The sequence below is a fragment of the Salinibacterium sp. GXW1014 genome (assembly GCF_044769865.1).
GTDB lineage: Bacteria > Actinomycetota > Actinomycetes > Actinomycetales > Microbacteriaceae > Homoserinimonas.
Window position 1 is genome coordinate 613,989 of record NZ_JBIZWA010000002.1, and the last position, 26,082, is coordinate 640,070.

The window sequence follows — 26,082 nt, forward strand, 5'->3', positions numbered from 1 at the left end:
GACCGCACGCGAGGAGGTGAGACATGGGGTGGAACAACCCGCCCGTGACCTGGGCCGAGCTTGAGCGCGCCCTCTCGGGCGAGCCGATGCCCGCACGGCCGCGGCGGGAGCGCGAGCATCCGCCCGCCCCTGCCGACCCCGGCGCGGTCGTGCCCTATGCGGAGCTGCACGTGCACTCCCACTTCAGCTTCCTCGACGGCGCCTCCTCACCCCAGGCGCTCGTCGACGAGGCCGTGCGCCTCGGCCTCCATGCGATCGCGCTCACCGACCACGACGGCTTCTACGGCATCGTGCGCCTCGCGGAGGCCGCCGAGGGCACGGGCCTGCGGACGGTCTATGGTGCCGAGCTCTCCCTCGGCCTGCGAGCGCCACAGAACGGCCAGGCCGACCCTGAGGGCGAGCACCTCCTCGTGCTCGCCCGCAAGGAGGAGGGCTATCACCGGCTCGCGGGGGCCATCACGACGGCGCAACTCGCGAACGATGCGGAGAAGGGCCGCCCCATCTACGACCTGGAGCAGCTTGCCGCGGCCGCGGACGGTCACTGGGTCGTGCTCACGGGATGCCGCAAGGGCGCCGTGCGGCGGGCCCTCGTCGACGAGGGCGAGGCGGCAGCGGCGCGCGAGGTCGAACGACTCGTGGGCCTCTTCGGCCACGACAATGTCGTCGTCGAGCTCTTCGACCAGGGCGGCCCCCTCGACTCCGAGCACAACGACGCCCTCGCGCGCATCGCCGCCCGCACGGGCCTCGCGACCATCGCGACCAACGTCGTGCACTACGCGACGCCCGACGAGCATCCGCTCGCCTCTGCCGTCTCCGCTGTGCGGGCGCGGCGCAGCCTCGACGAGATGGATGCGTGGCTGCCAGCCACCGACGGCGCGCACCTGCGCAGCGGCGCCGAGATGGCCGAACGCTTCGCGCGCTACCCGGGGGCGGTCGCCCGCACGGTCGAGCTCGCGGACCAGCTCGCCTTCCCCCTCCGCGCGGCACGACCCAAACTGCCGAAGCAGGACGTGCCAGAGGGCCACACCCCCATGTCGTGGCTGCGGGAACTCGTGCGGCTCGGCACGCTCGAGAAGTACCCGGATGCCGACGAGTCGGTGCACGCCCGCCTCGAGCAGGAGCTTCGCGTGATCGAGGCGAAGGACTTTCCCGGCTACTTCTTGATCGTCTACGACATCGTGCGCTTCGCAAAGAGCCAGGGCATCCTCTGCCAGGGCCGCGGCTCGGCCGCCAACTCGGCCGTCTGCTACGCGCTCGGCATCACGGCGGTCGACTCGATCTTCTACGGCCTGCCCTTCGAGCGCTTCCTCTCGAGCCTGCGCGAGGAGGAGCCCGACATCGATGTCGACTTCGACTCCGACCGCCGCGAGGAGGTCATCCAGTACGTCTACCGCAAGTACGGCAGGCGCAACGCAGCGCAGGTCGCCAACGTCATCAGCTACCGGCCCAAGAACGCCGTGCGCGACATGGCGAAGGCCCTCGGCTACAGCCAGGGCCAGCAGGATGCCTGGTCGAAGCAGGTCGAGCGCTGGCACGACATCGGCAGCGATCACGAGATTCCCGGCCCCGTCGTCGACCTGGCCGAGCGGATGCTCAAGGCTCCCCGCCACCTCGGCATCCACTCCGGCGGCATGGTGCTGACGGAGCGCCCCGTCGGCGAGGTGTGCCCCATCGAGCACGCCCGCATGGAGGATCGCACGGTGCTGCAGTGGGACAAGGACGACTGCGAGTGGATGGGCCTCGTCAAGTTCGACCTGCTGGGCCTCGGGATACTCGCGGCCATGCAGTACTGCTTCGACCTCGTGGCCGACAACCTCGGCGAGCGCTGGACCGTCGAGACCCTCCCCCGCGAGGAGCAGGGCGTCTACGACATGCTCTGCCGGGCGGATGCGATCGGCGTCTTCCAGGTGGAGAGCCGCGCCCAGCTGGCGACGCTCCCCCGCCTCAAGCCGCGCTGTTTCTACGACCTCGTCGTCGAGATCGCCCTCATCCGCCCCGGCCCCATTCAGGGCGGCGCCGTGCACCCCTACATCCGGCGCCGCACGGGCGAGGAGGATGTCACCTACCTGCATCCCCTCGTCGAGCCGGTGCTCAAGCGCACGCTCGGGGTGCCGCTGTTCCAGGAGCAGCTCATGCAGATGGCGGTCGCGGTGGGCGGCTGCTCGGCGGAGGACGCCGACCTGCTGCGACGGGCGATGGGTTCCAAGCGCGGCATCGAGCGCATCGAGTCACTCAAGGCGAAGCTCTATGAGGGCATGGCGGGCAATGGCATCACGGGCAAGGTCGCCGATGATGTCTACGCCCGCATCGAGGCCTTCGCGAACTTCGGCTTCGCGGAGTCGCACTCCCTCAGCTTCGGCGTGCTCGTCTATGCGAGTTCGTGGCTCAAGCTGCACTACCCGGGCGCCTTCCTCGCCGCCCTCCTGCGCGCGCAGCCCATGGGCTTCTACTCGCCGCAGACGCTCGTGGCGGATGCGCGGCGGCACGGCGTGCAGGTGCTGCGGCCCGACATCCTGCGTTCGGCCGCCGATGCGACCCTTGAGCCCCTGGGGCCGGATGCCGCGGCGACGGGTGATGACGCCTGCCTCAGCTTCACGCAACCCCCCGTCGCCCCCTTCGACCGTTCGCAACCTGACCCGATCGATCACCGCAGGGACGGTGCCTTCGCGGTGCGCCTCGGACTCGCCGGGGTCACGAGCATCGGCTCGAGCCTCGCGGAGCGCATCGTGGCGGAGCGGGAGGAGGGCGGCCCCTACCGCGACCTCGCCGACCTCTCCCGGCGGGTCGGGCTCAGCACGGAGCAGCTCGAGGCGCTCGCCTCGGCGGGCGCCTTCGACTCCCTCGGCATGTCCCGCCGCGAGGCCCTCTGGGATGCTGGCGCGGCGGCGCAGGAACGTCCAGGCACGCTCGAGGGCACGTCCATCTCCATCCAGCCACCCCTCCTGCCCATGCTCTCGCCCGCCGAGCAGGTTGCCTATGACCTCTGGGCGACGGGGGTGTCGACCGACGATCATCCGGTGCGTCACATCCGCCCCCATCTTGACCGACGCGGGGTCTGGTCGATCTCGCGCCTCGAGACGGGCGAATCGGGCCGCCGCATCGAGATCGGTGGCGTCGTGACGCACCGGCAGCGACCGCAGACGGCGAGCGGTATGACCTTCCTCAACATTGAGGACGAGACGGGCATGCTCAACGTGCTCGCGAGCAAGGGGGTGTGGGCCAGGTATCGACGGGTCGCGCGCGAGTCGCCTGCGCTCATCGTGCGGGGCGTCCTCGAGCGCTCCCCCGATGGCGTCGTGAACCTCGTCGCCGACCGTTTCGAGGCGCTGCGGATGCCCGTGCGCACGGAGTCGCGCAACTTCCGCTGAGCCGCCGGCTGTGCGATCGCTGGACGTCGCCGTCGCGAGGCGGGAATAGCATGCCGGGCACCCGACAAAGGAGTGGCAATGGCCGACAGCGATACCACCTCGACCGTCTCCGACGTGATCGTCGAGCGCCTGCTCGAGTGGGGCGTCGACCGCATCTTCGGCTACAGCGGCGACGGCATCAACGGTTTCTTCGCGGCGCTCCAGCGTTCCGAGCACGGGCCCGAGTTCGTGCAGGCCCGCCACGAGGAGAACGCCGCCCTGATGGCGGTGGGTCACGCCAAGTACACGGGCGGTGTCGGCGTCGTCACCTCGACGCAGGGGCCGGGCGCCGTGCACCTGCTCAACGGGCTCTACGACGCCAAGCTCGACCACGTGCCCGTCATCGCGATCGTGGGGCAGCAGTCGGCGAGCGTGCTGGGCTCCGGCTACATGCAGGAGATCAACCTCTCGACCCTCTTCGCCGATGTCGCGTCGTTCGTGCAGGTCGTCGCGACCCCCGAACAGATCCCCATGGTGGTCGACCGTGCGTTCCGAAGTGCCCTCAGCACGCGCTCGCCCGCCGTCGTCATCCTGCCGCATGACGTGCAGATCGCGGATGCCCCCGAACACGAGCACACACACGGCGTCGTGCTCACCTCGGCCGGGTTCGAGACCGGGCGGATGCTGCCTGCCGCAGAGCAGCTCGAAGACGCCGCTCGCCTCCTCGCGAGCGGGTCGAAGGTCGCCCTCCTCGTCGGCCAGGGCGCCAAGGGCGCGAGCGAGGAGGTCGTGGCGGTCGCGGAGAAGCTCGGCGCGGGCATCACGACGAGCCTGCTCGGCAAACCCCACGTCGACGAGTCGCTGCCGTTCTCGACGGGTGTCATGGGGCACCTCGGCACGACGGCGAGCGCCCACCTCATGGACAACTGCGACACGCTCCTGATCGTGGGGTCGAGCGACCCGTGGACCGAGTTCTATCCGCAGCCCGGCCAGGCGCGGGCCGTGCAGGTGGATATCGACGCGGGTCGCATCGGTGACCGCTACCCCGTGGAGGTCGGGCTGGTCGGCGACGCCGCCGCGACGCTGCGGGCGCTCGTGAAGCTGCTGCCCGAGGCATCCGACACCTCCTGGCGCGAAGAGGTCGAAGGGCACGTACGCGAATGGCACGAGATCAATGAGCGCCGGGCACACGTCGAGGTGCAGGGCGTCAACCCGGAGCTCGTCGTGCGCACCCTCAGCGAGCGGATGCCGGCGGACGCGCAGGTCGCGCTCGACGTCGGCAGCGTCGTCTACTGGTATGCCCGGCAGCTTCGCCTGCCCGCAGGGGTTCCCGCGCACCTCTCATCGACCCTCGCAAGCATGGGCTGCGGCATGCCATACGGCATCGCGGGCAAGCTCGCGCATCCCGACCGCCCCATGATCGTGCTCGCGGGCGACGGCGGTACCCAAATGACGGGCGTTGCCGAGCTCATCACGCTGAGCAAGATGTGGATGCGCTGGAACGACCCGCGCTTCGTGCTGTGCGTGCTCAACAACCGCGACCTCGCGGAGGTCAGTTGGGAGCAGCGCGAGAACGAGGGCGCGCCGCGCTTCGCGGCGAGCCAGGCCCTGCCCGACTTCCGCTACTCGGCCTACGGCGAGCTCCTCGGGATGAAGGGCCTCCTCGTCGACAGCCCGGAGCAACTGGGGTCGGCGTGGGACGAGGCCCTCTCGGCTGACCGTCCCGTCGTGCTCGAGGTCATCACCGACCCATCGACCCCGCTCCTGCCCCCGTTCCCCGCCGGTGCGGAGAAGCTCGAGGGCATGCATGACGCGATCGCGCAGGAGGGCGAGTCCGGCGAACGGGCCAACGCGCTGCTCGACGAGTATGCGGAGCACGAGCGCACAGAACGGTGATGTCGCGCGTGGGCGTGAAGCGGAGGCTTTCGCGCATCATCGAGCCGAGCATCCGCCCGGCTCGTCTCGTGCTCGCCTTCAAGACGGCGCTCGCCGCTGGCGTGGCCTGGCTCGTGGGGCACCTGCTGCCGGGAGAAGTCGACGACTATTCCTACTATGCGCCGCTCGGGGCGCTCATCGTCATGATGCCGACCCTCATGAGCTCGCTGCGCTCGACCCTGCAGACCGCGCTCGGCCTACTGATCGGCATCGGCCTCGCCTTCGCCGTCATCTTCTCGCCCCTGCCCGGCTACCTCAGCGTCGCGCTCGCCGTCGGCCTCGGTGTGCTCCTGGGCGGGCTCGGCGGCCTGGGCGCGGGGCGCGACTACGTGCCGATCGCGGCGCTCTTCGTGCTCGTGCTCGGCGGCGCCAACGCAGACGACTTCTCGCTGGGCTACCTCGTGCAGATGGGGGTCGGGATGCTCGTGGGCGTCGTCATCAACGCCGCGATCATGCCTCCGCTCTGGATTCAGGAGTCCTCCGCCTCGGTGTCAGAGCTGCGACAGCGCATCGCCGAGACGCTCGATGACGTGGCGCTTCGGGTCGTCGACGGATCGGAACTGCACGGCTCCCTCGACCAGATGCGGGAGATCGACACTGCCCTTCGCGAGGCGGAGGCGACCGCCTCGGAGGCCGCCGAGAGCCGGCGGCTCAACCCCAGGGCCCGCCGTCACCCCTACGACATCGATGAGGACTTCGATGACCTGCTCGCGCTCACCCGGCTGGCGAGCCAATTGCGGCACATCATCGAGGACGCGCAGGCGAGGCGCGAGAGCCTCGAGGGTGCGAGCGATCCCGCCTCGGCGGCGACCGAGTCGGTGTTGAGGCGCCTCGCCGACCTGCTGCGGTCGTGGGATGCCGGGCGCGGCACGCGGGACGCGGTGCAGGAGGTGAGAGACGCGATCGTGCGCCTTGCTGCGCTCGAACGGGAGCACCCCCTGAGCCTGGACGGGCAGAAGGAGCCGACGCTCAGCCCGGATGCGCGCCACATGGTTGCGATCGTCGAGCGACGCCTGCACCGCAACTGAATCACACACCCCACTGCCAGCGATCGCGGGTAGCGTCCGCGACATCCGAAGCCACGACAGGAAGGTTGACCATGTCAGACACGACGACGGCACCCGCCACGGATCAGGACCTCTCCACGATCGCCGCACTCGTCAAGGCGTCGAAGATCGCGATGCTCACGACCATGACAAGGGAGGGACGGCACGAGAGCCGTCCGCTCGCGGTGCAGGAGGAGGAGTTCGCTGGTGACCTCTGGTTCTTCACGCAAGACCCGAGCAACAAGGTCGAGGCCATTCGCACGCATCCGCAGGTCAATGCGAGCTTCCAATCGAACAAGGGCTTCGTCTCGATCGCGGGGGCGGCCGAGATCATCCACGATCGCCAGCTCATCGACGATCTCTGGAACCCCATGGTCGAGGCATGGTTCCCCGAGGGCCGCGACGACCCAAAGGTCGCACTGATCCGCGTGCGCGCCGAGGCTGCCGAGTACTGGCACTCCGACGAGCCAGGCGTCGTTGCCGCTGTCAAGGGCGTCAAGGCGCTCATCACGGGTGGCCACCCCGACATCGGCGAGAACCGCACCGTGGGACTGTGACGGCCACACCATGACCACGCCAGCACGCACCGTGCTTGTGAGCGGGGCGTCGGGCTTCATCGGCTCGGAGCTGCAGCGGCAACTCCGAGCCGATGGGCACACCGTCCTGCGGCTCGTACGCCGACCCGCCGAGGAGCGGGACGAGTACGAGTGGCACCCCGAGCACGGGGCGCTCCCCGTCGAGGCGATCGAACGCGCCGACGCCGTCGTGAACCTCTCGGGGGCATCCCTCTCCCGCCTGCCCTGGACCTACCGATACAAGCGGCAGATCCTCCACTCCCGCCTGCAGGCGACCCGTACGCTCGCGACCGCGATCGCCCGGTCATCCTCGCGACCCGAGGTCCTCGTGAGTGGCTCCGCTGTCGGCTATTACGGCGACCGCCCAGGCGAACTGCTCGCGGAGGGCGCCCAGCGGGGCGCGGGCTTCCTGCCCAAGGTTGTCGCGTCGTGGGAGGGCGCGACCGCGCCAGCGGATGCCGCCACCAGGGTCGTGCACGCGCGCACCGGCATCGTGCTCGGCAGCGGGGGTGCACTGGCTCCCCTGCTGCTGCTCACCCGGCTCGGCCTCGCTGGCCCTATCGGCACCGGCCGCCAGCACTGGCCGTGGATCAGCGTGCACGATGAGGCTGCGGCCATCCGTCACCTGCTCTTCGACTCCAAGCTCTCCGGGCCCGTGAACCTCGTGGGGCCCGCACCCGCGACGGCCGACGAGATCGGCAGGGCCGTCGCACGGGCGATGGGCCGGCCGTACTGGCTCCGTGCTCCCCGCTTCGCGATCACGGCGGTGCTCGCCCACGCCGGCCGCGAACTGCTGCTGGCCGACCAGAACGTCGATCCGGGCAGGCTCCACGGCGACGGCTTCACCTTCCGCCACCCGAGCGCGCGAGAGGCGGTTACTGCGTCGCTGTCGGCGTAGTCGGAGCGGCCATTGCCTCGGCGATCGCCGACCCTGTGGCCTCGCCCGACGCGCGACCCGTGATGATGTCGGCGATGTCGATGCCGACGAGGTCCTTGATGATCTGCGTCGATGTGGCGAGCTGGCCCGCCACATTCTGGCCGAGCTGGGTGCCGCCGTCACCGGAGATGACCGTGAGGTTCGAGATGGCCGCGTAGGGCTCGGAGGCGGCGCGCACGATCTCCGGCAGCTTCTCGATGAGCTGCTGGCGCAGGAGTTCGGTTGCTCGCTCCTCGAGCGCCTCGGCACGGGCCCGTGCGGCCTCGGCCTCGGCGGAACCACGGGCACGAATCGCATCGGCTTCGGCCTCACCCTCGGCACGCAGCGCCTCAGCGGCCGCGATGCGGCGGCTCTTCTCGGCGGCGGCGGATGCCTCGGCCTGCTTCTCGACCGAGTACGCCTCGGCGTCGGCGACCGCGCGGATCTCGGCATCGAGTTCCTGCTTGCGCAGGCCGACGCGCTTCTGGGCCGTGACCTCCTGCTGGGAGATGACCTCCTGCTGCGCAATTGCTTCGGCGAGCGGGCGCGAGGCGTCGGCCTCGGCTCGGGCCTTGTCGGTCTCCTTCTGGATCTCGGCGTTGCGCAGGTCAAGTTTGCGCTGTTGCTCGGCGACGGCCTGTTCCGCTCCGATGCGGGCCTCCTCCGAGGCCTGCTTCGAGACCGACTCCGCGATCTCGGCCACCTGCTTGACGCGGGCGGCCTCCGCACGCCCGAGGTCGCGGATGTAGCCGTTGTCGTCGTCGATCTCCTTGATCTGGAGGGTGTCGATCTGGAGCCCCTGCACGTCGAGTGACTCGCGCACGGCCTCGAGCACCTGCCCCTGCAGTGCGGAACGGTTCGTGATGATCTCGGTCACCGTGAGCTGGCCGACGATCGATCGTACGGAACCGCTCAGCACCTCCTCGGTGGATGCCTCGATCTCCTCCTGCTGGTTGAGGAAGCGCTGCGCTGCCGCACGCACCATCTCCTCCGTGCCGCCGACCTTGACGACGGCGACGGCATTGACGCGGATCGTGATGGCGTCGCGCGTCTGCGCCGTTGCCTGCACGTTGAGCTGTCGGCTGCGGAGGCTGAGCTTGAAGTGCGCCTCGACGATCGGCTTGACGAAGACGCGGGAACCGAAGACGACCTTCTGCCCGGCGTTCTCGATCTCACCGCTCTCCGCTCGCGCGCCCGCCTTCTGCCGGGAGGTGACGATGATCGCCTCGTCGGGCTTCGCAATCTTGATGCCGCGCAGGGTCAGGAAGAGGAACACGAGCAGGACTACGCCGGCGACGGCGAGGAGCACCGTGCCGACGAGCGCGTCAAGGAAGAACATGCAGAGCCTTTCGGATGGTCGTGGGAGCTGTCGCACGAGCGCACGAAGGTCACCGACATCCGCTCAGCTTCGAGTATGTCGGAGAGTCACCCGCCGTGGCCAGAGCCAGCTCACTGCGCGATCGCGGCAAGATTGCGGATGCTCGGGAATATCGGTGCCGCTCGCGACGTTTGCTCGGTGTCGGTGTCACCCTCGGGTAGTCTCGATCCCCTGCCATTCGCGCCGTCTGTTCCGCGCGCAGTGCCCATCACTCTTCTGAAGGAAGCCACTTCTTGACCCTGCAGGACTCCTCCCCCAGCACCGCCTCCGTGCCCGCCGCGCCGACGACCCAGGCTGTCAAGCCGGGTCTCGTCATCGCGCTCCTCGTGGTGTCTGCCTTCGTCGTCATCCTCAACGAGACCGTCATGGGCGTCGCGCTGACGCCCATCATGATCGACCTCGACATCACGGCCGCGACCGGCCAATGGCTCACGACCGGCTTCCTCCTCACAATGGCCATCGTCATCCCGCTGACGGGCTTCCTGCTTGAGCGATTCCCGCTGCGCAACGTGTTCTTCGCCGCCATGTCGCTCTTCTCGGTCGGCACGCTGATCGGCGCGATCGCCCCCGGCTTCGAGGTGCTCCTCGCGGGTCGCGTCGTGCAGGCGAGCGGCACCGCCATCATGATGCCGCTGCTCTTCACGACGGTGCTCAATGTCGTGCCGGCGAGTCACCGCGGTCGGATGATGGGGGTCATCACGATCGTCATCGCCGTCGCCCCCGCGCTCGGCCCGACGGTGTCGGGGCTCATTCTCTCGGTCGCCGACTGGCACATGCTGTTCTGGTCGGTGCTGCCCATCGCGGTACTCGCCCTCGTCCTGGGAGCGATCTGGGTGCGTAACGTCACGTCGACCCGCCCGGAGGCCCGATTCGACATCCTGTCGGTCGTGTTGTCTGCCCTGGGCTTTGGCGGCCTCATCTACGGCCTCAGCAGCATCGGGGAGGCGGCCTCAGGTCACACGCCCGTGCCCATCTGGATCCCGCTTGTCGGCGGCTCGGTCTCCCTCGTCCTCTTCGTGCTGCGCCAGCTTCGCCTCCAGAAGGCCGACGCTGCCCTCCTCGACCTGCGCACCTTCCAGAGCAAGACCTTCAGCCTCGCCATCGTGCTCGTCGTGATCGTCATGGCGAGCCTCTTCGGCTCACTGATCCTCCTCCCCATCTACCTCCAGCAGGTGCTCGGTTTCGAGGTGCTCGGCGTCGGCCTCATGCTGCTCCCCGGCGGCGTGCTCATGGGCGTCATCGCTCCCATCGTCGGCAACCTCTTCGACCGCTTCGGCCCGACTCCGCTGGTCATCCCGGGCATGGTTGTGGCGGCCGGAGCGATGTGGGGCATGGCGACCTTCGATCCAGGCACCTCCATCGCCTGGATCATCGCCGTCCACCTCGCGCTCAACCTCGGCCTCGGCTTCGTCTTCACACCCCTTCTCACCTCGGCCCTCGGCTCGCTGCCGCCGCACCTGTACCCCCACGGCAGCGCGATCGTCGGTACCGTGCAGCAGGTCGCAGGGGCTGCAGGCACCGCGCTCTTCGTCACCCTCATGTCAGTGACGGCCGCCGCGGCCATGGGCACCGGCGCCCCTGAACTCCTCGCGACCGCGGCGGGGATCCACGTGGCATTCCTTGTCGGCGCTGCCATCGCATCCGCCGCTGTGGTCTTGGCGCTTTTCGTTCGCAAGCCCGCAGACATGGTCCCCGGCGAGGGCGTCGCACCGGCCCACTAGATGACCTCGCGTGACGTTTCTTGACGTCTACGCGGTCCCGGGGTGCACCGCGCGGGCATGCCTCGGCGGATATTCTCGAGGTATGCCCGCCGCCGACACCGCCCCGAAGGCGCCGGGCATGCTGCGGGGCTTCCTTGAGGGTGTCGGGCTGTTGTTCCGTGGCTTCCGAGCCTGGGGCTCCACCCCGCGCGCGATGCTGATCGGCCTTGTGCCCGGCCTGATCACCTCACTCGTCTTCGGTGCCGCCATCATCACCCTGCTGATGAACCTCGATCACCTCGTGTCGTGGATCACGGGCTTCGCCGACGACTGGGACGAACTGTGGCGCACGGTCATCCAGATCGCCGTCGGCATCGGGATCATCGGCGCGGCGGCCCTCGTGGCCGTCTACACGTTCACGGTCGTCACCTTGACGATCGGGGCACCGTTCTTCGAGCACATCTCCCGCGCCGTCGACGACCGCATCTCGCCCGTGACCGAGGCGCCAGAGGTGCCCATGCTTCGCGGCATCCTGCGCGGCGTCGGCGAGGCGATCGCAGTGCTGGCGCTCACCGTCCTCATCGGGCTCGGCCTGTTCCTGCTCGGGCTCATCCCGATCGCGGGCAGTGTCACGGCCGCAGTCATCGGCGCCTTCACGGGCGGGTGGTTCCTGGCGCTCGAACTGACGGCGACGGCATTCGAGCGCCGCGGCATCCGCTTCGGTGCACGGCGACGGATGCTCGGCCAGCGCCGCTCGGTCACACTCGGCTTCGGGGTTGCAGCGTTCGTGCTGTTCCTCGTGCCGCTCGGTGCCGTCGCCACCATGCCGGCCGCCGTCGCGGGGGCGACCCTGCTCGCGCGCCGCACGCTCGGCGAGCCCACGCGCGCGACCGAGTAACGCGTTATAACGCCGCGGCGTTACTCCCCGGAGATGGCCTGTTCGAGACGCTCGACCTTGCCGTCGAGCTCTCCCGTGTAGCCGGGGCGGATGTCGGCCTTGAGCACGAGCGAGACGCGCGAGCCGAACTCACCGACGGCATCCGTCGCTCGCTTGACGACATCGAAGACCTCGTCCCACTCACCCTCGATCGTCGTGAACATCGCGTCGGTGCGGTGTGGCAGGCCGGATTCGCGCACGACCTTGACGGCGGCCGCGACCGCGTCATGCACGGACCCATCGGTGCGGCCGGTGCCGCCTGGCGAGACAGAGAAGGCAACAAGCATGGCTCCAGTGTAGGGCCGAGCACGCGCCTCGAATGGGGGTCAGCCGGGGCGAGCCAGCTGGTGCGCTCAGGCCGTGGCGGTCTCGTCAATCACGACGTCGGCGAGTGAGCGCGGGTCCTCGCGCGCGATGAAACGATCCTCCTGGCGCGCCCACCGGTCCCAGTACGGCGCATAGCCCTCGCCATCCCGGGCGAGGGCGCGCTGCTTCCTGGTGGGGCCGTCGAGTTCGACCCATACGGCGAAGGTCGCGAGCGCACGCGACGCCCGGCTGAGCGAACCGCAACCCTCGATCACGAGCGGCCGCGCCGCATCGAGCGGATGCCACGTGCCTGGCCGGCCCACATTCCAATCCCAGCCTCGCCACCCGGGGTCGTCCGCCCGCAGCACGTCGGCGACGACCATCGCGCTCCCAGCGTCGAGCCCGTCCCAGCCGGGGTAGATGTCGTCGAGCCGCACGAGCTGTGCGCCCTCGATCGCCGCCGCGAGCGCCCTGGCGAGCGTCGTCTTCCCCGAGCCGGAACGGCCGTCGATGAGCACGACCGGGCGGGCATCCGCCACGACGGCGTCGACGATGCGGGGCACGTGCGTCACGATCGCATGCGCCGTCTCTGGCTGCTGCCCTGACGCGGGTGCGGGCGTGGCATCCGGTCTCATGCCCTCGCCCAGATGAAGTTCCAGTGGCCGGTCGCGACCGAGACCGCGACGGCGGTCGCCGCGATCGCAGCCCCGATGATGAGCAGCAACACCTCGGGGCGGCCGAAGTGTGACGCTCGCGCCCACGAGCGCGGGGTCGTGCCGCCGAAGCCGCGGGCCTCCATGGCCGTCGCGAGCTTACTGCCCCGTCGGATCGCGATCACGAGGAGCGCGAAGGCCTGCCCCGGCAGCCGTCGAACACGCCCGTGATCGCTCACGCCGCGGGCGCGGCGGCCGAGTTCAAGGCTGCGCCAGTCGGAGATCAGCAGGCCCACGAGCCGGAGCCCCGCCAGCGCGCCCAGCACGAAACGGCTCGGCAGTTTGGCGACCTGCGCGAGCCCGTCGGCAAGGTCGGTCGGGTCGATCGTGATGAAGAGCACGACGGCGGGGAGGCCGATCGCGAGCACGCGCAAGACGGTCGCGACCGCGAGCGTGACTGAACCCTCTGTCACGTGCACGAAGAGCCACTCGAAGTAGGTGGCGCCGGATGCCTCGCCATAGAGCGCGATCGTCACGCCGGCGAGCGGCGCCATGATCCAGATCGGCAGTGTGCGCAGCCAGAAGGTGCGGGCGCTCACGCCCGCGAAGGCGAAGAGCGCGACCTCCAGCACGAGGGCCACGGTTGCCGAGACCCAGTCGATCGTGAGCACGAGCACCCCGGCGACGAGGAGAGCCGTCGCCAGCTTCGCGACGGGATTGATCGTCGCGACCGCTCGGTCGGGGCGCGCGGCAACCGCCGTCATGCGAGCACCTCCGCGCGCGGCTGCAAGCGGAGCGTCGATGTCGCAAGCGCGTCGACGAGCCGCTCGTCGTGCGTCGCCATGACGATCGCGTTGCCGTCATCGAGCAGGGCGGCGAGCATTGCCGCAAGTTCCTCCCACGTGCGGGAGTCCTGTCCGAAGGTGGGTTCGTCGAGCATGAGCACGGGCGGGCGCGTCGCGAGCATCGTCGCGACGGAGAGCCGCCGCTTCTCGCCGCCTGACAGCGTGAAGGGGTTCGCGTCGGCGAGGTGTGCGAGCCGGAGCCGCTGCAGCAGTTCGTCGATGCGTGCCCCCTGTTCGGCGCGGCTGATCTTGAGCGCGCGCATCCCGATCGCCAGTTCGTCGCGCACCCGCCCGGTGAGCAGCTGGTGCTCGGGGTCCTGGAACACCGTGCCGATGCGCGTGAGGAGGTGCCGCGATCGCCATTTGAGCGGCGAATCCCCCGCCCCGTCTGCCAGTACGGGATGCGCGAGCACCCGGCCCGCCGCCGGCGCGAGCAGCCCCGCGAGGGTCAGCACGAGCGTCGACTTGCCGGCACCGTTCGCTCCCGTGAGGGCGATCGCCTTCCCAGCGCCGACCGTGAGGTCGACCCGCTCCTGCACGACACGCTTGCCTCGAGCGACCGACAGCTGCTCGGCCGACACGAGGGACTCGCCGCTGCCGTGCTGTCGCCGCACGGGCATCCGCGGTGGGTGGCTCGGAACCCAGACCCCGGATGCCGCGAGCGCCTCGCCCTCGTCGGTGAGCACCCGTGCGGGGTCCCCGTCGGCGAGCACTCCCCCGTCGGCGCCGAGCACGATCACACGGTCGACCAGTTCTCGCCACACCTCGACGCGGTGCTCGACGACCACGAGGGTCGCGCCGGTCTCGTCGAGCACGCGGCGCGTGGCATCCACGACCTCGCGCACTCCCTCGGGGTCGAGGTTGGCGGTCGGCTCGTCGAGGAGGAGGAGGCCGGGCCGCATGGCGAGCACACCCGCGAGGGCGAGCCGCTGCTTCTGCCCGCCCGAGAGCGCCTCCGTCGAGTGCTCGAGTGGCAGGTCCAGGCCCACGATCGCGAGTGCCTCGCGCACGCGGCGCCAGGTCTCCTCGCGCGGCACGCCGAGGTTCTCGCAGCCGAAGGCCACGTCGTCGCCGACCCTCGCGAGGATGACCTGCGAGTCTGGGTCCTGCAGCACGAGCCCGGCTCGGCCCCGGCGGGACGCGGGATGGTCGCCGTCGAGCGTCAACTGTCCCGTGCTCTCGCCCTCCTCGTCCCCGCCGAGCACGCCGGCGAGTCCGTGGATGACGGTCGACTTGCCAGCGCCGGAGGCGCCGAGCAGCAGCACTCGCTCCCCCGGCTCGATCGTGAGATCGAGGTCGCGCACGGCCCAGTCGTCCCGACCGGCGTGCCGCCACCCCCAGCCCCGGGCGCTGACGCGGGCCCCGGGCATCCGGGATTCCATGGTCGTCAGCGCCGCGCGGGGACGCGCCCCGAGGCGAAGCGGTTCAGCGCCCCGGCCCTCGCGAGTCCGCGGACGGCGAGCCAGGAGAGCACGCCGGCGAGGATGGCGCCCGAGATGATCGCAGAGATCGTGTAGACGGTCGCGAACAGCGGTGCCGCGCCCGGGTACCAGAGCGTGAGGTCGGTGATCGCCATTGCGAGGCCGGCTCCCATGCCCGCGAGGATGGCACCGCTCAGTCGCCAGTTCATGTAGACGAAGAGCGCGAAGATGAGCTCGGCGCCGAGCCCCTGCACGAAACCGGAGACGAGCGTGAGCGCGCCCCACTGGTTGCCCACGAGGGCCGAGACGGTCGCCGCGATCATCTCGCCGTAGATCGCCGCGCCGGGCTTGCGCACGACGAGCGCCGTGAGCACGCCCGCGAACAACCATCCGCCTCCGAAGAGCGCCTGGAGGCCGGGCAGAAATCCGACGAGCCCGCTGAGGGGCTCGTGGGCAACGTTCCAGGCCAGGAAGATGAGACCGGACGCGACGCCGATCACGCTCGCGACGACGATGTCGACAACCCTCCAGCGAAGGCTCGGCTTCGCCTTGGCGGACGCGACGACAGGTGCAGTTGTAGTGTTCATAGTTCCCTCCCTGCGCTGGCATTATCCAGATCAGGTTCGACGGTCGAAGCTTGGAGTAGCTTCCTCTCAGCCCGGCTCACCGGACTCCCGTGTGTGTATGTGTGGCCCCATCATAGCGTGGGGGCCGAACGCGTTTTCAGCGTCAGCTGACGCGCACGACCATCTTGCCGATGTTGGCCCCGTGCATCATGTCGAGGAACGCCGCGGGGGTGTTCTCGATCCCCTCGACGACGGTCTCGTCGTAGATGAGCTCACCCGAGCGCACCCAGGGCGTGACCTCCGCCGCAAACTCCTTGAAGTGCTCGTTGTAGCGGTTCACAGTGAAGCCCTGCAGGGTCAGCCCACGCTTGATGAGGTTCGCGAGGTTGCGCGGCCCGGGTGCAGGCTCGGTCGCGTTGTACTGCGAGATCATGCCGCAGATGGCGCCGCGGCCGCCGTCGCGGAAGGCCCCCAGCGCGGCCTCAAGGTGCTCGCCGCCCACATTGTCGAAGTACACGTCGATGCCGTCGGGGGCCGCCTCGCGCAGGCTCTTGCGCACGGGGCCCTCCTTGTAGTTGATCGCCGCATCGAAGCCGTAGCGCTCCGTGAGCGTGCGCACCTTCTCCTCCGACCCAGCCGAGCCGACGACCCGCGAAGCCCCGGCAAGTCGGGCGATCTGTCCCACCGAGCTGCCGACCGCCCCGGCAGCGCCGGAGACGAAGACGATGTCACCTTCCTGCAGCCGGGCGATCTTGCGCAGGCCGACCCAGGCGGTGAAGCCGGGCATCCCGAGCGCCCCGAGGTAGACCGACGGGATGATGCCGGGGATCTCCTCGACCCGACGGAACGCGGATGCCTCGCCCTGGGCGACATCGCGCCAGCCGAGTGAGTGCAGCACGAGGTCACCGACGGCCAGCCGCTCCGAGTTGCTCGCGACGACGCGGCCGACAGCCCCGCCCTCCATCGTCTCGCCGAGCACGTAGGGAGGCACATAGGACTTCACGTCGTCCATGCGGCCGCGCATGTAGGGGTCGACCGAGACGAACTCGTTGGCGACCCGCACCTCGCCTTCGGCGAGTTCGGGAAGGTCGACCGTGACGGTGCGGAAGGTGTCGTCAGTGGGCCAGCCGCTCGGGCGCTCGGCGAGCTGGATCTGGATGCTCTTGGAATGGTCGGGTGATGCCACGATGCCTCCTGTCGGTGGGGTCCGGCGCTGGACCCCTATCGACGCTAGCACCCAAACCGACCAGCCGGTATGAGCGCGTTTGCTCAGGCGCGCGCTTGCGCGATCGCATCCTCCGCCGCCACCCAGGCGAGCATGGCGCACTTGACGCGCGCGATGTACCGCGAGACTCCCCCGAGGGCGGCCGCGTCGCCGAGGAGCTCCTCGTCGGGCTGGATCTTGCCGCGCGAGCGCATGGCCGTGCGGAAACTCTCGATGCGCGCATCCAGGTCGTCCAGGGCCATGCCCTCCCCGACCATCTCACTGAAGAGCGACGCGGAGGCCTGGGAGATGGCGCAACCGTGACCCTCCCAGTGCACGTGCGCAAGACCGTCCTCGTCGACCGCGATCTCGAGCGTGACCTCATCGCCACAGGTCGGGTTGAGCTGGTGCGAGCTCCCGTCAGCGTTGCCGACAAGCCCGAAGCCGATCGGCTGGCGGGAGTGGTCCAGGATGATCTCCTGGTAGAGGGACTGCAGTTCTGAGGAACTCATGGGCGCACTCCGAAGAAATCACGGGAGTCGGCGATCGCCTCGATGAAGCGGTCGACCTCCTCCTCTGTCGTGTAGATATAGGTGCTCGCCCGTGTCGAGGAGGTGACGCCGAGCCGGCGATGCAGGGGCTGGGCGCAGTGATGGCCGACGCGCGCCGCGATACCCCGGTCATCGAGGAACTGGCCGACATCGTGCGAGTGGATGCCCGCGACGTCGACACTCGCGAGGCCGACGCGCTCGGCGTCCGCCCGTGGACCGAGCATCCGCACCCCCTCGATTGCGGCGAGGCCGTCGGCGAGCCGGACGCCGAGCGTGGCCTCGTGGGCTGCGATCCTGTGCATCCCGATTGCCTCGAGGTAGTCGATCGCCGCCGCGAGGGCGATCGCCTGGGAGACGCGCTGGGTGCCGGCCTCGAAGCGCTGCGGCGCGGGGAGGTATTCGGCGCGCTCCATCGTCACGGTCGTGATCATGGAGCCACCAGTGAGGAACGGCGGCAGCGCGTTGAGCAACTCGCGGCGCCCGTAGAGCACCCCGATGCCGGTCGGCGCGAGCATCTTGTGCCCCGAGAAGGCCATGAAGTCGACGTCGAGGGATGCCACATCAACGGCCATATGGGGAACGGACTGGCACGCATCGAGCACCGTGATGGCCCCGACCTCGCGGGCGCGGGCCACGATGCGGTCCACGGGACTGATGCTGCCGAGCACGTTGGACACGTGCGTGAATGCGACGACCCGCGCGCGTTCCGTGATGGTCTCATCGAGCCTGTCGAGCATGAGCTCGCCCGCGTCGTCGACGGGGATGAAGCGCAGTGTCGCCCCGGTGCGGGCCGCGAGTTCCTGCCAGGGGATGAGGTTCGCGTGGTGCTCCTGCTCGGTCACGACGATCTCGTCTCCTGCGCGGAGGCTGACCGCGTCAGCGCCGCCGCGCGCGCTCGCGGCCGAGATGCCGTAGGCCACGAGGTTGATGGCTTCCGTCGCATTCGAGGTCCAGACGACCTCATCCTCCGCCGCACCGATGAAGCGGGCGACGGTCGCACGAGCATCCTCGAAGCGTTCGGTCGCGAGTGCGGCGAGCGTGTGGGCGCCGCGGTGCACTGCAGAATTGTGCCGCTCATAGAACTCTCGTTCGGCATCCAACACCTGCCTCGGCTTGAGCGAGGTGGCTCCGGAGTCGAGATAGGCAAGCGGATGCCCGTTGACCTCTTGCTCAAGGCTCGGGAAGTCTGCGCGGATGGCGCCGACCTCGGCGGGGGCCAGCGCGGTGTTCATGGGTGTCGCGGGGGTGATGGTCGTCCTGCTCTCGGTCGTCCCTTCCAGCCTATGCGCACCGGGGTGTTGCCGCAGGAATCGAACAATCAGGCTCAACGAATGCGACTCGATTCGCGACATCGTAGGCGAATCCGCCCGAAAATTCGATCTGTTATCGGAATGTGACATTCGACCGCCGAGGCGGTCGCGACTGAACGCTTCATGTCGCGAGAGCCGCGCGGCAGAAAAACTGAGCACTCCTCCATATAGCGAGTTGCGCGACCCCCGTCGATCGCCGCGAGCATAGGCGAGAAGACGGTGCCGACGAGCGGGCAAAAATGCCTCAGAACCCGCTCGAATCGCCTGGGTCCCACTGGGTACTGAGCCCTTCGCTAGCACGCTTCAGGAGACGCAGCAAGGTTCGTCCCAGCCCCGGCGAGTCGCCACCCGCACGGCCAGCGAGGGGTGGCATCCCGTCGGAGGGCGTGCGTATGGTGGGGGCCCATCACCACTTCGGGTCGGGTCTGTCTGCGTGTCCCTAGTCCGCAGACGAGGTTCGTCCTACACGACCGAATGAGGAGCATGATGAACAAGCGACGGAGCCAGAGGGCTCGTCTAGCAATCGCCACGACGGGGGTCGCGGCACTCGCACTCACCGCCTGCAGCGGCTCGGGAGGAAACGGCGGAGCCGACTCCGACGAAGACCTCCTGACATCCCTGCAGGACTCCGGCACCATCACGGTGGCCATCGCCGATGAGCGTCCCTACTCGTGGCTTGACGGCGACGAGCCGACCGGCGCGACGATCGCAATGCACAAGGAGATCTTCGGAAACCTGGGCATCGACAACGTCGAGGTCGTACAGGTCGACTGGAACTCCCTCATCCCCGGCCTCAACGCCGGCCGCTTCGACGCCGTCAGCGCCGGAATGTCGATCCTCCCCGACCGTTGCGAGCAGGCCGCATTCAGCGACCCGGAGATCATGTACACGACCGCCCTCATGGTTCCCGAGGGCAACCCCAAGGGCCTCACCGATCTCGACTCGGTCGTTGAAGCAGGCGACGTGAACCTCGCCGTGCTCGCCGGCGGTATCGAGGCCGGCTACGCCGAGTCCCTCGGCATCACCAACGTGCAGAGCGTTCCGGATGCGCAGTCCGGCATGGATGTTGTGGCCAACGGCCGCGCCGACGCATTCGCGATGACCGCGATCTCGCTCAACTGGATGGTCGAGAACAACCCCGACGCTGGCGTGGAGACCACGCAGGCCTTCGTGCAGGAGATCGACGGCGTTGAGCAGGTCGGTGCCGGATCGACGGTCTTCCGCAAGGGTGACACGACGCTCCTCGACGCCTACAACGAGGAGCTCGCGAAGATCATGGACAGCGAGGAGAAGTACCTCGAGCTGGTGGGCGAGTACGGCTTCACCAAGGAGAACATGCCTCCCGCTGACCTCACGACCGAGATGCTGTGCGCGGGTGACCTGGGCTAACACCCTCTCCCATGGATAGCAATATCGAAGCGCTGGTGGCGGCGCTGCCGAGAATCCTGGATGGCGTGTGGATCACGATCCAGTTGACCCTCGGCGGCGCCGCACTGGCCATGGTCATCGCGGTGATCTTCGGGATCCTCGCGCGCAGCCCGCGGACAATCGTTCGCAGCTTCGCGCGCGCGATCATCGAGTTCTTCCGCGGCACGTCGCTCGTGGTGCAGATCTTCTGGTTCTTCTTCGTGCTGCCGCAGCTCGGCGTCGAACTCCACCCCATGACGGCCGGCATCCTCGCCCTCGGCCTCAACTACGGCGCCTATGCCGCCGAGGTCGTGCGCGGTTCGATCAATTCCGTGCCCGCCGGGCAGTGGGAGGCGACGACCGCGCTGAGCATGACGAGGGCCCAGCGGATGCGCCGGGTCATCTTTCCGCAGGCGTGGGCACTCATGATCCCGTCGCTCACGAACCTCCTCATCCACCTTCTCAAGGGCACGGCCGTCGTCGGCACGATCACGATCACCGACCTCACGTTCCGCCTGGATTCGCTCCAGCGTGACACCAACACCTTCTTCGCCTATGGACTGGGTCTCGTCATCTACTTCGTGCTCGCCTACATCCTCACGCTCATCATGAACGCGCTCGAGGTGCAGGCGAAGCACCGCCTCGGACGCGGTGAGTCGCTCAAGGAGGCCCTGAGCCTCCGCTCCCCTGATACGGGAGTCGGAACGGGAGAGGCGGCCAAGTCATGAACGAGTTCTGGAACTGGGACCTCGCCCTCGAGGCCCTCCCCCGGCTCTTGACGAGCTTCCTCACGGTGACACTCCTGGTCACGGTCGTGAGCACCGCGATCGCTGCCGTCCTCGGCCTCATCCTCGCGATACTCCGGATGTCGCTGCCGAAGCCGCTCGCCATGATCCTGAAGTTCGTCATTGACTTCATCCGCATGACGCCCATCGTCGTGCAGCTGATCTTCGCGTACTTCACGTTCACCTCGATCACCCCACTGACGATCGGCATCATCGTCTTCGGCATCCACTACGCCACCTACATGGCGGAGGTCTACCGGGCCGGGATCGAATCCGTGCCGAAGGGCCAGTGGGAGGCCACCAAGGCTCTCTCCATGTCGCCCACCCGCACGTGGGTCGCCGTGATCATTCCCCAGGCTGTGCGGGCCACGGTGCCCGCGCTCGGCAACTACGCGATCTCGATGTTCAAGGAGACGCCGTTCCTCCTCATGATCGGCGTTGTCGAGATGGTGCAGGCCGGCCTGATCTTCGGCGGCAACAACTTCAAGTACATCGAAGCAATCACGCTCGCTGGCATCATCTTCCTGCTTGCCAGCTACCCGACATCGCTTCTTATCGGCAGATTGGAAAAGCGCCTTGCCTTCAAGCACTGACACCACCAATGGCGGGAACGTGCCCGCCATCAGATTCGAAGACGTCGAGAAGCGATTCGGCGACACGGTCGTGCTCGACGGGCTCAACTTCACCGTGAACAAGGGTGACCGCGTCACGCTGATCGGCCCGTCCGGGTCGGGCAAGACGACCATCCTTCGCCTCGTCATGACCCTCGAGGAGTTGAGCGGCGGCTACATCTACATCGATGGCGAACCGCTCAGCCACGACGAGGTCGACGGCGATCGGGTCGAACTCAAGGAGAAGCACAAGAACGAGATCCGCAAGCGGATCGGCATGGTCTTCCAGCAGTTCAACCTGTTCCCCAACATGACCGTCATGGAGAACATCATCGAAGCCCCCGTGCACGTGCTCGGGATGTCGAAGGATGACGCCAAGGAGAAGGCGCGCGGACTCCTGCAACAGGTGGGCCTCGCCGACAAGGAGGACGCCCACCCGCTTGAGCTCTCGGGCGGCCAGCAGCAGCGCGTCGCGATCGCGCGGGCCCTCGCCATGGACCCGGAGATCCTGCTGCTCGACGAGGTGACCTCGGCCCTCGACCCGGAGGTTGTCGGTGACGTGCTCGGCATCCTCAAGGACGTCGCTGACACGACGGACATCACGATGCTGATCGTCACCCACGAGATGCAGTTCGCCCGCGACGTCTCGAACCGCATCCTCATGTTCGACGGCGGCCGCATCGTCGAAGAGGGCACCCCGCAGGAGTTCTTCACGAACCCGAAGGAGCAGCGCACGCGCGACTTCCTGCAGGCGGTCGTCGCCGACCCCATCACGGGGGCGCTCCCCTGGCAGCCGGGCCCCGCCACGCCGACCCGGGATGGTGACACGCTCTGACTTCCCCCGAGAGTTTCATCCGGCCTCCGCGCATCGGCGACGGCGCCGCCATGTGGCGCATCGCCCGCGACTCGCAGACCCTCGACCTGAACTCGTCATACGCCTACATCCTGTATGCACGTGACTTCGCCTCGACCTGTCGCGTTGCCGTCGTCGAGGGCGAGGTCGCCGGCTTCGTCATCGGCTACCGGCGGCCGGAGAGCCCCGAGACCGTCTTTGTCTGGCAGGTCGCCGTCGATGAGGCGTTCCGCGGGCTCGGGCTCGCCGGGCGGATGCTCGACGGCCTCGTCGAGGACGGCGTCGCCGACGGCTCCATCCGCATGCTGGAGACCACCATCACCGATGACAACGCCCCCTCGCAGAGGACCTTTGCATCCTTCGCCGAGCGCTGGGGCGGGGCATCCGTCACGGTGCGGCCGCTCTTCGAGCGCGGCCACTTTCCCGAAGAGGGCGAGCACGAGCCCGAGCCCCTCTATGAGATCGGCCCCCTCGCCGCTCAGGACTGAAGACCATCACCCACCCATCGCCCTTCACGGGGCGTGGCGTGCACTCCGCACGACACCACACAGGAGGAGAACACAGAAATGGCAACATCCACTCATCTCGAATCCCAGGTGCGCAGCTACTCGCGTTCCTGGCCCGTCGTCTTCGACCGCGCCGTCGGCAGCACCATGTACGACGAAGACGGTCGCGCCTACCTCGACTTCTTCGCCGGGGCAGGAGCCCTCAACTATGGGCACAACAACCCCGTGCTCAAGAAGGCGCTCATCGACTACCTCAGTGACGACCGCGTCGTGCACTCGCTCGACATGTTCACGAGCGCACGCAATGACTTCCTGCACACCTTCTCCGAGGTGATCCTGAAGCCGCGCAACCTCGACTACCGGGTCGTCTTCCCCGGTCCCGGCGGCGCGAACGCGGTCGAGGCCGCGCTCAAGCTTGCCCGCAAGGTGACGGGTCGCGAGTCGGTTATCAACTTCACCAACGCGTTCCACGGCATGACACTCGGCGCGCTCTCGGTGACGGGCAACTCGCTCAAGCGTGGCGGAGCTGGTGTGCCGCTCGTGCACGCGACGCCCATGCCCTATGACGACTACTTCAATGGGGACTATCCCGACTTCTTCTACATGGAGCGCCTGCTCGACGACAGCGGCAGCGGACTCAACATGCCGGCCGCCGTCATCGTGGAGAGCGTGCAGGGTGAGGGCGGCATCAACGCAGCCCGGGCGGAGTGGCTTCGCGCGCTCGCCGACATCTGCAAGGAGCGGGGCATCCTGTTGATCCTCGACGACATCCAGATGGGCTGCGGCCGCACGGGCGACTTCTTCAGCTTCGAGGAGGCGGGCATCGTTCCCGACATCGTGTGCCTCTCGAAGTCCATCAGCGGCTACGGCCTGCCGATGGCGCTCACGCTCGTGAAGCCCGAGCTCGACATCTGGGAACCCGGCGAGCACAACGGCACCTTCCGCGGCATCAGCCCCGCCTTCGTGACCGCCGCAGAAGCGATCCGCACGTACTGGCAGGATGACGCGCTCAAGGAGTCGACGATCGCCAAGGGTGTCAAGGTCGAGAGCCGCTTCAACGGCCTCGTGGCCCGCTACCCCGAGCACGACCTCATCGCGAAGGGTCGCGGCCTCGCCCGCGGCCTCCAGTTCGCGACGGGAGACCTCGCCGACGCCGTATGCCGCGAGGCGTTCGAGCGTGGCCTGCTCATGGAGACCTCGGGCCCCGAGGGTGAGGTCATGAAGATCCTCCCTGCCCTGACGCTCACCGACGACGAGCTGGAGCGTGGCCTCAGCATCATCGAAGAGTCCGTCGCCGCCGTGCTCGACAACGCCGAGCCCACCGCCACGACAACCCAGAAGGAGACGACGAGCGCATGATCGTTCGCAGCATCGACGAGATCACCGACACCGAGGCCGACATCAAGACCGAGAACTGGCGCAGCAAGCGCATCGTGCTCGCAAAGGAGAAGGTCGGGTTCTCGGTGCACGAGACAACCCTCTATGCCGGCACGGTGAACCAGTTCTGGTACGCCAACCACATCGAGGCGGTCTTCATTGTGGAGGGCGAGGGCGAGATCACGGACCTCGCGACAGGCGAGACGCATCAGTTGCGCCCAGGCTCCCTATACCTCCTCAACAATCACGACAAGCACGAGGTTCGCCCGCGCACCGAGATGCGCACCGTCTGCGTCTTCAACCCGCCCATCACGGGCCGCGAGGTGCACGACGAGAACGGTGTCTACCCGCTGGTGACAGAGGTAGCCTGACCGGCACACGCCGCACGGAACAACAACGAAGGAGGAGGAATGTCAATGACCGCGACGACCGCCGAGGACCTGTTCCCGACCCGGCTCGCCGAACCGAGCGACATGATCGAGCGTGAGCAGCCCGCCGTGTGGGGGTCTCCCGCAGACGGCCCCTTCAGCGCCGATGAGCTGGGCAAGCACGAGGAGCGCGGGTTCACGATCCTCGACGACTTCATCTCGAGCGACGAGATACAGCTCTACAGCGATGAGCTCGACCGCCTTGCAGCCGACGAGTCCCTGAAGGGCGACGCCCGGCTCATCACAGAGCGGGCGACGGGCGCCGTGCGCTCCGTCTTCCAGGTGGAGTCGCTCAGCGCGCCGATCGCCGCGCTCGCCCGCAACCCGAAGGTGCTCGACCGGGCCCGCCAGATCCTCGGTTCCGAGGTCTACCTGCACCAGACGCGCGTCAACTACATGCCCGGCTTCAAGGGCACGGGGTTCTACTGGCACTCAGATTTCGAGACCTGGCACGCGGAGGATGGCATGCCCATCCCGCGCGCTGTGAGCCTGTCGATCGCCCTGACCGACAACTACCCCTACAACGGCGGCCTCATGGTGATGCCTGGCTCGCACAAGACCTTCGTGCCGAGCGTGGGTGAGACGCCTGACGACAACTACAAGGAGTCGCTCAAGGCGCAGGAGGCGGGCGTGCCCAGCCAGGAAGCGGTCACCGAGCTGGCTCGCCGCTACGGCATCGACCAGTTCACGGGCGCCGCCGGCTCCGCCCTGTGGTTCGACTCGAACATCATGCACGGCTCGGGCAGCAACATCACGCCCTACCCGCGCTCGAACGTGTTCCTCGTCTTCAACAGCGTCGAGAACACGCTTCGTGAGCCCTACGCGGCCAAGTCGCCGCGGCCGACGCACATCGCGAGCCGCGACTTCACGCCACTCGGCTGAGTCGCTTCACGCGAGCGAGAGGGGGTCGGATGCCGCGGCATCCGGCCCCTTCGTCATCTCACGCCATACGGCCGCCGTCTGGGCCGAGACGTGCGGGTCGTGGGTCTGCTGCCAGTTGCGCCCTCCGCGGCGGAAGGTGAGCTGCGCGGCGGGCGGCACGCTCGCTTCGGGGACCGGCCGCCCCACCCACTCGCACGGCCGCACGTGCACAAGGTCCACGTCGTGGGCTTCACGGGAGTCGTCGTAGCGCCACGAGCCGGCCAGCCGACCGAGCCAGGCAACACCGTCGACGTCTCGCGTCCATATATAGGAGCCGTCGGGCGCATCCGTGAATCTCTCGAGGCGGCGGGCGATCCGCTCGTCATGTTCCGACGCGACGGCGATCGCGGCATCCGCGAGGCGTGCGGGCACCCGCGAGAGGCGCCCGCCGACGCCGCACACGCCGACCTTCAGGGCGCGCTCGACTGCAGCGCCGTCAGGGATGCTGTGATCCCGCGAGCGCATGGGGGCTCGAAACACCGGGGGCTCGGCTGGAGTCATGAA

25 protein-coding genes and 1 riboswitch are annotated in these 26,082 nt (G+C 68.4%); of the genes, 15 read left to right on the forward strand and 10 right to left on the reverse strand.

Annotated elements, in window-relative coordinates; all coding sequences use genetic code 11:
- Window positions 1-23 precede the first annotated feature (23 nt).
- The 5 genes from ACIQK7_RS12660 to ACIQK7_RS12680 all read left to right on the forward strand — a co-directional run bounded on the left by ACIQK7_RS12660 (window position 24) and on the right by ACIQK7_RS12680 (window position 7,801).
- Complete coding sequence (locus ACIQK7_RS12660) at window positions 24-3,368, forward strand: error-prone DNA polymerase (protein ID WP_403025426.1); 3,345 nt, start codon at window positions 24-26, stop codon at window positions 3,366-3,368.
- 78 nt (window positions 3,369-3,446) lie between these two features.
- The gene (locus ACIQK7_RS12665) at window positions 3,447-5,243 is read left to right on the forward strand and encodes a thiamine pyrophosphate-requiring protein (protein ID WP_403025428.1); all 1,797 of its coding nucleotides are present in this window, start codon (window positions 3,447-3,449) and stop codon (window positions 5,241-5,243) included.
- Window positions 5,243-6,310, forward strand: coding sequence for an aromatic acid exporter family protein (locus ACIQK7_RS12670; RefSeq protein ID WP_403025431.1), 1,068 nt, complete (start codon window positions 5,243-5,245; stop codon window positions 6,308-6,310). Before ACIQK7_RS12665 ends, ACIQK7_RS12670 begins: the two co-directional genes overlap by 1 nt.
- A gap of 71 nt (window positions 6,311-6,381) precedes the next feature.
- Window positions 6,382-6,885, forward strand: coding sequence for a pyridoxamine 5'-phosphate oxidase family protein (locus ACIQK7_RS12675; protein WP_403025434.1), 504 nt, complete (start codon window positions 6,382-6,384; stop codon window positions 6,883-6,885).
- A 10-nt stretch (window positions 6,886-6,895) separates the two neighbouring features.
- Window positions 6,896-7,801, forward strand: a complete 906-nt coding sequence (locus ACIQK7_RS12680) for a TIGR01777 family oxidoreductase (RefSeq protein WP_403025437.1) — start codon at window positions 6,896-6,898, stop codon at window positions 7,799-7,801.
- On the opposite strand, the gene ACIQK7_RS12685 is transcribed toward ACIQK7_RS12680, so the two are convergent.
- Entirely contained in the window at window positions 7,779-9,158 is a 1,380-nt protein-coding gene (locus tag ACIQK7_RS12685) for a flotillin family protein (RefSeq protein WP_403025440.1), read from the reverse strand. The two genes, ACIQK7_RS12680 and ACIQK7_RS12685, sit on opposite strands and share 23 nt — an antisense overlap.
- Before the next feature lie 272 nt (window positions 9,159-9,430).
- Here ACIQK7_RS12685 and ACIQK7_RS12690 point away from each other — a divergent pair, with 272 nt between their 5' ends.
- On the forward strand, window positions 9,431-10,918 hold the full coding sequence (locus tag ACIQK7_RS12690; protein ID WP_403025443.1) for an MDR family MFS transporter: 1,488 nt from the start codon (window positions 9,431-9,433) through the stop codon (window positions 10,916-10,918).
- A gap of 82 nt (window positions 10,919-11,000) precedes the next feature.
- Window positions 11,001-11,795: an EI24 domain-containing protein gene (locus ACIQK7_RS12695; RefSeq protein WP_403025446.1), complete on the forward strand. Its 795-nt coding sequence runs from the start codon at window positions 11,001-11,003 to the stop codon at window positions 11,793-11,795.
- A gap of 20 nt (window positions 11,796-11,815) precedes the next feature.
- On the opposite strand, the gene ACIQK7_RS12700 is transcribed toward ACIQK7_RS12695, so the two are convergent.
- The 8 genes from ACIQK7_RS12700 to ACIQK7_RS12735 form a co-directional block, all read right to left on the reverse strand.
- A complete protein-coding gene (locus ACIQK7_RS12700) occupies window positions 11,816-12,121 on the reverse strand; it encodes an MTH1187 family thiamine-binding protein (protein WP_403025449.1) in 306 nt (101 codons plus the stop codon).
- Between the two features lie 66 nt (window positions 12,122-12,187).
- Entirely contained in the window at window positions 12,188-12,775 is a 588-nt protein-coding gene (locus ACIQK7_RS12705; protein WP_403025452.1) for an ATP-binding protein, read from the reverse strand.
- A complete protein-coding gene (locus ACIQK7_RS12710) occupies window positions 12,772-13,557 on the reverse strand; it encodes an energy-coupling factor transporter transmembrane component T family protein (RefSeq protein WP_403025455.1) in 786 nt (261 codons plus the stop codon). Before ACIQK7_RS12710 ends, ACIQK7_RS12705 begins: the two co-directional genes overlap by 4 nt.
- On the reverse strand, window positions 13,554-15,008 hold the full coding sequence (locus ACIQK7_RS12715) for an ABC transporter ATP-binding protein (protein WP_403025458.1): 1,455 nt from the start codon (window positions 15,006-15,008) through the stop codon (window positions 13,554-13,556). The genes ACIQK7_RS12710 and ACIQK7_RS12715 overlap by 4 nt, the downstream gene beginning before the upstream one ends.
- Window positions 15,009-15,025: 17 nt before the next feature.
- Entirely contained in the window at window positions 15,026-15,646 is a 621-nt protein-coding gene (locus ACIQK7_RS12720) for an ECF transporter S component (protein WP_403025461.1), read from the reverse strand.
- Window positions 15,637-15,747, reverse strand: a riboswitch (TPP riboswitch). (Overlaps the previous gene by 10 nt.)
- A 41-nt stretch (window positions 15,748-15,788) precedes the next feature.
- Complete coding sequence (locus ACIQK7_RS12725) at window positions 15,789-16,811, reverse strand: NADP-dependent oxidoreductase (protein WP_403025463.1); 1,023 nt, start codon at window positions 16,809-16,811, stop codon at window positions 15,789-15,791.
- An 83-nt stretch (window positions 16,812-16,894) separates the two neighbouring features.
- Window positions 16,895-17,341 (reverse strand): Fe-S cluster assembly sulfur transfer protein SufU, encoded by a 447-nt coding sequence (sufU, locus tag ACIQK7_RS12730; protein WP_403025465.1) that lies wholly within the window; start codon window positions 17,339-17,341, stop codon window positions 16,895-16,897.
- Window positions 17,338-18,612 carry an aminotransferase class V-fold PLP-dependent enzyme gene (locus ACIQK7_RS12735; RefSeq protein WP_403025468.1) on the reverse strand — a complete coding sequence of 425 codons (1,275 nt, stop codon included), beginning with the start codon at window positions 18,610-18,612 and terminating at the stop codon, window positions 17,338-17,340. The genes sufU and ACIQK7_RS12735 overlap by 4 nt, the downstream gene beginning before the upstream one ends.
- A 564-nt stretch (window positions 18,613-19,176) precedes the next feature.
- Here ACIQK7_RS12735 and ehuB point away from each other — a divergent pair.
- From ehuB to thpD, 8 genes are all read left to right on the forward strand, one after another.
- Complete coding sequence (gene ehuB / locus ACIQK7_RS12740; RefSeq protein WP_403025469.1) at window positions 19,177-20,079, forward strand: ectoine/hydroxyectoine ABC transporter substrate-binding protein EhuB; 903 nt, start codon at window positions 19,177-19,179, stop codon at window positions 20,077-20,079.
- An 11-nt stretch (window positions 20,080-20,090) separates the two neighbouring features.
- Window positions 20,091-20,825, forward strand: coding sequence for an ectoine/hydroxyectoine ABC transporter permease subunit EhuC (ehuC, locus tag ACIQK7_RS12745; RefSeq protein WP_403025471.1), 735 nt, complete (start codon window positions 20,091-20,093; stop codon window positions 20,823-20,825).
- Window positions 20,822-21,475 carry an ectoine/hydroxyectoine ABC transporter permease subunit EhuD gene (gene ehuD / locus ACIQK7_RS12750; RefSeq protein WP_403025472.1) on the forward strand — a complete coding sequence of 218 codons (654 nt, stop codon included), beginning with the start codon at window positions 20,822-20,824 and terminating at the stop codon, window positions 21,473-21,475. The genes ehuC and ehuD overlap by 4 nt, the downstream gene beginning before the upstream one ends.
- Before the next feature lie 19 nt (window positions 21,476-21,494).
- Window positions 21,495-22,328, forward strand: a complete 834-nt coding sequence (ehuA, locus tag ACIQK7_RS12755; protein ID WP_403025474.1) for an ectoine/hydroxyectoine ABC transporter ATP-binding protein EhuA — start codon at window positions 21,495-21,497, stop codon at window positions 22,326-22,328.
- Window positions 22,329-22,345: 17 nt separating this feature from the next.
- Window positions 22,346-22,834 carry a diaminobutyrate acetyltransferase gene (ectA, locus tag ACIQK7_RS12760; protein WP_403025715.1) on the forward strand — a complete coding sequence of 163 codons (489 nt, stop codon included), beginning with the start codon at window positions 22,346-22,348 and terminating at the stop codon, window positions 22,832-22,834.
- 78 nt (window positions 22,835-22,912) lie between these two features.
- The gene (gene ectB / locus ACIQK7_RS12765; RefSeq protein ID WP_403025476.1) at window positions 22,913-24,211 is read left to right on the forward strand and encodes a diaminobutyrate--2-oxoglutarate transaminase; all 1,299 of its coding nucleotides are present in this window, start codon (window positions 22,913-22,915) and stop codon (window positions 24,209-24,211) included.
- A complete protein-coding gene (locus tag ACIQK7_RS12770; protein WP_403025479.1) occupies window positions 24,208-24,600 on the forward strand; it encodes an ectoine synthase in 393 nt (130 codons plus the stop codon). Before ectB ends, ACIQK7_RS12770 begins: the two co-directional genes overlap by 4 nt.
- 39 nt (window positions 24,601-24,639) lie before the next feature.
- Entirely contained in the window at window positions 24,640-25,539 is a 900-nt protein-coding gene (thpD, locus tag ACIQK7_RS12775) for an ectoine hydroxylase (RefSeq protein WP_403025482.1), read from the forward strand.
- 6 nt (window positions 25,540-25,545) lie between these two features.
- On the opposite strand, the gene ACIQK7_RS12780 is transcribed toward thpD, so the two are convergent.
- Window positions 25,546-26,079, reverse strand: coding sequence for a GAF domain-containing protein (locus ACIQK7_RS12780; protein ID WP_403025484.1), 534 nt, complete (start codon window positions 26,077-26,079; stop codon window positions 25,546-25,548).
- Window positions 26,080-26,082: the final 3 nt, after the last annotated feature.